General features: G+C 72.5%; 2 protein-coding genes. Both read left to right on the forward strand.

Features of this window, described 5'->3' with window-relative positions:
- Positions 1-207: 207 nt before the first annotated feature.
- On the forward strand, positions 208-3,042 hold the full coding sequence (topA, locus tag ACIRPT_RS14305) for a type I DNA topoisomerase (protein ID WP_403826776.1): 2,835 nt from the start codon (positions 208-210) through the stop codon (positions 3,040-3,042).
- A 127-nt stretch (positions 3,043-3,169) separates the two neighbouring features.
- Complete coding sequence (gene tmk, locus ACIRPT_RS14310; RefSeq protein WP_403826779.1) at positions 3,170-6,328, forward strand: dTMP kinase; 3,159 nt, start codon at positions 3,170-3,172, stop codon at positions 6,326-6,328.
- The last annotated feature ends 109 nt before the right edge of the window (positions 6,329-6,437 follow it).

The following is a 6,437-nucleotide window of genomic DNA, read 5'->3' on the forward strand; positions in this document are numbered from 1 at the left end:
TCAAAGCCCCGTGAGAAGCGCCGTGTGCGGTCCGGGGCGGCACGAAGACATGTAGTCGGGTTACCGTTCGAGTGGCGTTGTGGGGTTTTTCCGTTTGACACGGGGGCGGGAGGTACCGTCACACTCCGCAGCGTCAAGCGTCACCGCAGTGGCCCCCAGCGTCCTGCCGGGGGACATTCCCAGCGTCGACCGGAGAGAAGAGCGAAGTTGTCCGCGACCAGCGAGACCCCAGAGGGCGGCACCCGCCGACTTGTCATCGTCGAGTCGCCTGCCAAGGCGAAGACGATCAAGGGCTACCTCGGCCGTGGTTACGTGGTCGAGGCCAGCGTCGGGCACATCCGCGACCTTCCCAATGGGGCGGCGGAGGTCCCCGCCAAGTACAAGGGCGAGCCGTGGGCCCGCCTCGGGGTGAATGTCGACGCCGACTTCGAGCCGATCTATGTGGTCAACAGCGATAAGAAGGACCAGGTCAAGAAGCTCAAGCAGCTGCTGGCCGAGTCCGACGAACTTTTCCTCGCCACAGATGAGGACCGCGAGGGCGAGGCGATCGCCTGGCACCTCCAGGAGCTCCTCAAGCCCAAGGTCCCGGTCCACCGGATGGTCTTCCACGAGATCACCAAGGACGCGATCCGCGAGGCCGTCGAGAACCCCCGCGATCTGAACCAGAAGCTGGTCGACGCCCAGGAGACCCGCCGTATCCTCGACCGCCTCTACGGCTACGAGGTCTCGCCGGTCCTGTGGAAGAAGGTCATGCCCCGGCTGTCGGCCGGCCGTGTGCAGTCGGTGGCGACCCGCCTCGTCGTCGAGCGGGAGCGCGAGCGCATCGCCTTCCGTTCCGCCGAGTACTGGGACCTGACCGGCACGTTCTCCACCGGCCGGACGGGCGACGCGAGCGATCCGGCCACCCTGGTCGCGCGCCTGAACACCGTCGACGGGCGCCGTATCGCCCAGGGCCGCGACTTCGGTCCCAACGGTCAGCTCAAGAACAGCGACGTACTCCATTTGGACGAGGCGAACGCCCGCGCGCTCGCCGCCGCCCTGGAGAGCACCGACTTCGCGGTCCGTTCGGTCGAGTCCAAGCCGTACCGCCGCTCCCCGTACGCCCCGTTCCGTACGACGACCCTCCAGCAGGAGGCCAGCCGCAAGCTCGGCTTCGGCGCCAAGGCGACCATGCAGGTGGCGCAGAAGCTGTACGAAAACGGCTACATCACCTATATGCGTACGGACTCCACCACGCTCTCGGACACCGCGGTCACGGCGGCCCGGCGGCAGGTGACGCAGCTGTACGGCGCCGACTACCTGCCGGACAAGCCGCGCACCTACGCCGGCAAGGTCAAGAACGCCCAGGAGGCGCACGAGGCGATCCGTCCCTCCGGCGACCGCTTCCGCACGCCCGCCGAGACGGGACTGACCGGCGACCAGTTCAAGCTCTACGAGCTGATCTGGAAGCGGACCGTGGCCTCCCAGATGAAGGACGCGACGGGCAACTCCGTCACCGTCAAGATCGGTGGCCGGGCCGCCGACGGGCGGGACGCCGAGTTCAGCGCGTCCGGCAAGACCATCACCTTCCACGGCTTCCTCAAGGCCTACGTCGAGGGCGCGGACGACCCGAACGCCGAGCTGGACGACCGCGAGCGCCGGCTGCCGCAGGTCGCCGAGGGTGATGCGCTGGCCGCGCGGGAGATCACCGCCGACGGACACGCCACCAAGCCGCCCGCCCGCTACACCGAGGCCACGCTGGTCAAGGAGCTGGAAGAGCGGGAGATCGGCCGTCCGTCGACGTACGCGTCGATCATCGGCACGATCCTGGACCGCGGCTATGTCTTCAAGAAGGGGACGGCGCTCGTCCCGTCGTTCCTGTCCTTCGCCGTCGTCAACCTCCTGGAGAAGCACTTCGGTCGACTGGTCGACTACAGCTTCACCGCCAAGATGGAGGACGACCTCGACCGCATCGCCCGCGGCGAGGCGCAGTCCGTGCCGTGGCTGCGGCGCTTCTACTTCGGTGTGGGCCATGGCGAGGGCGGCGCGGCGGACGCCGGGAACGGCGACGGCGACCACCTCGGCGGGCTGAAGGAGCTGGTCGAGGACCTGGGCGCGATCGACGCCCGGGAGATCTCCTCCTTCCCGGTCAGCGACGACATCAAGCTGCGGGTCGGCCGCTACGGCCCGTACGTCGAGCGCGGGGAGAAGGACGAAGAGGGCCACCAGCGCGCCGATGTCCCCGACGACCTCGCGCCCGACGAGCTGACCGTGGACTACGCGGAGGAGCTGCTCGCCAAGCCGAGCGGCGACTTCGAGCTGGGCATGGACCCGCATTCGGGCCACCAGATCGTCGCCAAGGACGGCCGCTACGGCCCGTACGTCACCGAGATCCTGCCCGAGGGCACGCCGAAGACCGGCAAGAACGCCGTCAAGCCGCGCACGGCCTCGCTCTTCAAGTCGATGTCCCTGGACACCGTCACCCTCGAGGACGCGCTCCGGCTGATGTCGCTGCCGCGGGTCGTCGGCAAGGACGCCGAGGGCGTGGAGATCACTGCGCAGAACGGCCGCTACGGCCCGTACCTGAAGAAGGGCACGGACTCGCGTTCCCTGGAGACCGAGGACCAGCTCTTCAACATCACGCTGGACGAGGCGCTGGCGATCTATGCGCAGCCCAAGCAGCGCGGTCGGGCGGCCGCCAAGCCGCCGCTGAAGGAGCTGGGCACGGACCCGGTCAGCGGCAAGCCGGTGGTCGTCAAGGACGGCCGGTTCGGTGCGTATGTCACCGACGGCGAGACCAATGCGACGCTGCGGCGGGACGACGACGTCGAGACCATCACGCCCGAGCGCGGCTATGAGCTGCTGGCGGAGAAGCGCGCCAAGGGGCCGGCGAAGAAGACCGCCAAGAAGGCGCCGGCGAAGAAGGCCCCGGCGAAGAAGACGGCCGCGAAGAAGACCGCGGCGAAGAAGACCACCACGGCCAAGAAGACGACCGCCAAGAAGGCCACCGCGAAGAAGACCACGGCGGCGGCGAAGAAGACGGCGGCGTCGGCCGAGGACTGACCGCCGGGCGGCGGCGGGCCGCCGACGCGCAGGACAAGGGCGGGCAAGACGGACTCCGGTCCGTCGAGCCCGCCCGTTTGTTCGGGCAGGCGTCCGGTAGTGCGGACGGTCCCGATAGGCTGGCAGGATGACGCGTGCCGAGCAGCCAACGGTCGTGCCCCCCACTTCAGACGCCCTCGCCGCGGATTCCCGCGAGCGCGCCGTACGGGCCCTGCTGCGCTTCCCTCCGCTGAAGCGACTGTGGAGCGCCCAGTTTGTCGGGGGTATCGGCGATGCCCTGTCCATGTTTGTCCTGGTGCTCCTCGCCCTTCAGGCGGCACTGTTCGTACCGATGGGCGGCGAGCCCGTCTTCGGCGGCGGTTATCGCGGCGCCGCCCTCGCGGTCACCGCGGCCTTCGGGGCCCGGATGCTGGCCACCTTGCTCTTCGGGGCCGTCCTGCTGGGTCCGCTGTCGTCGCTGACCTCGCCCTCGGGGCCGCTGGACCGGCGCTGGACGATGATCGGCGCGGACGGCCTGCGGCTGGCGCTCCTGGTCATCGCGCCCCTGTGGATCGACTGGACACCCACCGACGCACTGGCCTGGCTGCTGGTCACGATCTTCGTCACCGGCGTCGCCGAGCGCTTCTGGACCGTCGCGCGGGAGAGCGCGGCGCCCGCCCTGCTGCCCGCGCCCCCGCCGGAGGGCGCCGCCGTCCGGCCGCTCCCGGACAACATGGACGCCCTGCGCCGCCTCTCGCTGCGCACCAGCTTCATCGCGCTGCCGATCGCGGCCGCCGCCCTGGTGGTCGTCACCCTGATCAGCAAGCTGCTGGGCACCGGCCTCGACTGGTTCCACCTCCACCAGGCGGCCCTGGGCTCCTACGTGGCGGCCGGACTTTTCGCCGCCTCCGTGTCGATCCTCTACTTCATCGAACTCCCCGACGCGCAGACGCCGCGGCCGCGCTCCCCGCTGGAGGGGCTGCGCCGACCCAAGAACGCCGGGTCGGGTGCCGACAAGGGCCGCACCGGCGCGATCCCGCTGCTGGTGCTCGCCTGCGCCGCAGTCTCCGCCGCGATCGCCGCGGCCGTGTCGCTGGCCGTCCTGCACGCCTACGACCTGAGCGCCGGTCCTGCCACCTTCGGGCTCCTGGTGTTCGTGCTGACCGGCGGTACGGCCGCCGGGATCCGCGGCGCCCACAAGGTGCTGCCCGCCCTCTCGCGGCGCCGGCTGCTCGCCCTGGCGGTGGCCGTCACCGGGCTCGCGCTGCTGGCCATGGGGCTCGTCCCGGACCCGACGACGGTGCTGCTGCTGGGGCTGCTCGCGGGCGTCGCCGCGGGCATCGCGGCCAACACCGGCCATGTGCTGCTGGAGCAGGAGGTCGAGCGGTCCCGTGCGGCGCGTGCCACCGAGCATCTGCACGCCGTCGTCCGCCTCGCGGTCGCGCTGGCCGCCATCGTCGCCCCGCTGCTGGCCGCCGTCATCGGGCCGCACCGCTTCGACAACGGCACCTTCGCCTTCGCGCACGGCGGCGCCGCCTTCACGCTGATGCTGGCCGGCGCGCTGCTGCTGCCGGTCGCCGCCTGGGTGCTGGGCAAGGTCGACGACCGGCACGGCGTCCCGCTGCGGCGCGATCTGCGCGAGGCGCTGCGCGGCGGCGACCCGGACCAGACGCCCGCCGCCACCGGCTTCTTCATCGCCCTGGAGGGCGGCGACGGCGCCGGCAAGTCCACCCAGGTCGAGGCGCTGGCCGACTGGATCCGCGCCAAGGGGCACGAGGTCGTGGTGACCCGCGAGCCGGGCGCCACCGCCATCGGCAAGCGGCTGCGCTCGATCATCCTGGACGTGTCGACCACCGGGCTCTCCGACCGGTCCGAGGCGCTGATGTTCGCCGCCGACCGTGCCGAGCACGTCGACAGCGTGATCCGGCCCGCCCTGGAACGCGGCGCCATCGTCATCACCGACCGCTACATCGACTCCTCCGTCGCCTATCAGGGCGCCGGGCGCAACCTCGCCCCCACCGAGATCGCCCGCATCAACCGCTGGGCCACCGGCGGCCTCGTACCGCATCTGACCGTCCTCCTGGACGTCTCCCCGGAGACCGCCCGCGAGCGCTTCACCGAGGCGCCCGACCGGATGGAGTCCGAGCCCGCCGAATTCCATGAGCGGGTACGGGCCGGGTTCCTGACCCTGGCCGCCGCCGACCCGGCGCGCTATCTCGTCGTCGACGCCGGACAGGAGCCGGAGGCCGTCACCACGGTCGTACGGCACCGCCTCGACCAGGTCCTGCCGCTGTCCGAATCCGAGGTCAAGGCCCAGGTGGAGGCCCGCCAGGCGGCCGAGGAGGAAGCCCGCCGCAAGGCCGAGGAGGAGGCCGCGCGCAAGGCGGAGGAGGCGCGGCTGGAGCGCGAGCGCCAGGAGCAGCTCGCCAAGCTGCGCGCCGAGGAGGCGGAGCGCAAGCGCCAGGAAGAAGAGGCCGCCAGGGCACGCGAGGCCGCCCGCCAGGCGGAGGAGGCGCGGCAGCGCGCCGAGGAGGCCCGGCAGGCGGCGGAGGCGGAGCGGCAGCGCCGCGAGGCCGAGGAGCGCGCCCGCGAGGCCGAGCAGGAGCGGCTGAGGCAGCGCGCCGAGGAAGAGGCGAAGCTGCGCCGGGAGGCCGAGGAGCGCCGCCTGGAGAAGCAGCGCAAGGCCGAGGAGGCCCTGCTGCGCGCCGAACAGGCCCGGGTTGCCGCGGCCGAGGCGGCCGCCGCTGCGGAGGCCAGGGCGGCGGCGGAGGCGGCCGCGGCGGCCGATGCGCCGACCGCGGAGACGCGGGTCGCGGATCTGCGGAAGCGGTACGTGGAGGACGGCGGTACGAGCTCCGCCGCGGCCTCCGGTTCCGACGGCGAGCGCACGGAGTCGCTGCCGCGGCCCGAGGCGTCGGGGAGCGCGGCGGACGAGACGGCGGTGCTGCCGCGGTACGGCGCCGGGCCGGACGCCGAGGAGACCAGCGTCCTGCCGCCCGTACGGGACGGGGGCGACCCCGCCGACCGGGTGCCGCCGTGGATGTTCCGCAAGGAGCACGCCGCCGGCGCGGCGCCGCAGCAGTCCGGCCCCACCGAGTCGGGCGCCGAGCGCACCCGCGAACTCCCGCAGATCGACCCGGCCACCGGCCGCCCCGTGGAGCCGCAGCGCTCCCGCCCCCGCCCGGACTGGGCGGAGGAGACCCCGCTGGACGATCTGCCGACGCTGGCCGACGAGCTTCTGGGCCCGCACGCGGACGCGGACGCGGATGGGGACGGGGACGGGCGCCGCCGGAAGGGGCGCGGCTGAGCCCGCATCGCGTACGACACCGGCCGTGGGGCGGCCCCAGAACAGGGGCGCCAGGCCCCTGTAAGGTGCGGGGGGGGGGGCGCCACGGCAGACCGCCGGCGCCCCCCAC

Origin of the sequence: Streptomyces sp. NPDC101227 (assembly GCF_044767545.1) — a bacterium.
Lineage (GTDB): Bacteria > Actinomycetota > Actinomycetes > Streptomycetales > Streptomycetaceae > Streptomyces.

Coding starts and splice junctions, on each gene's coding strand:
- tmk (WP_403826779.1), top strand. CDS start 3,170: ATGACGCGTGCCGAGCAGCCAACGGTCGTGCCCCCCACTTCAGACGCC.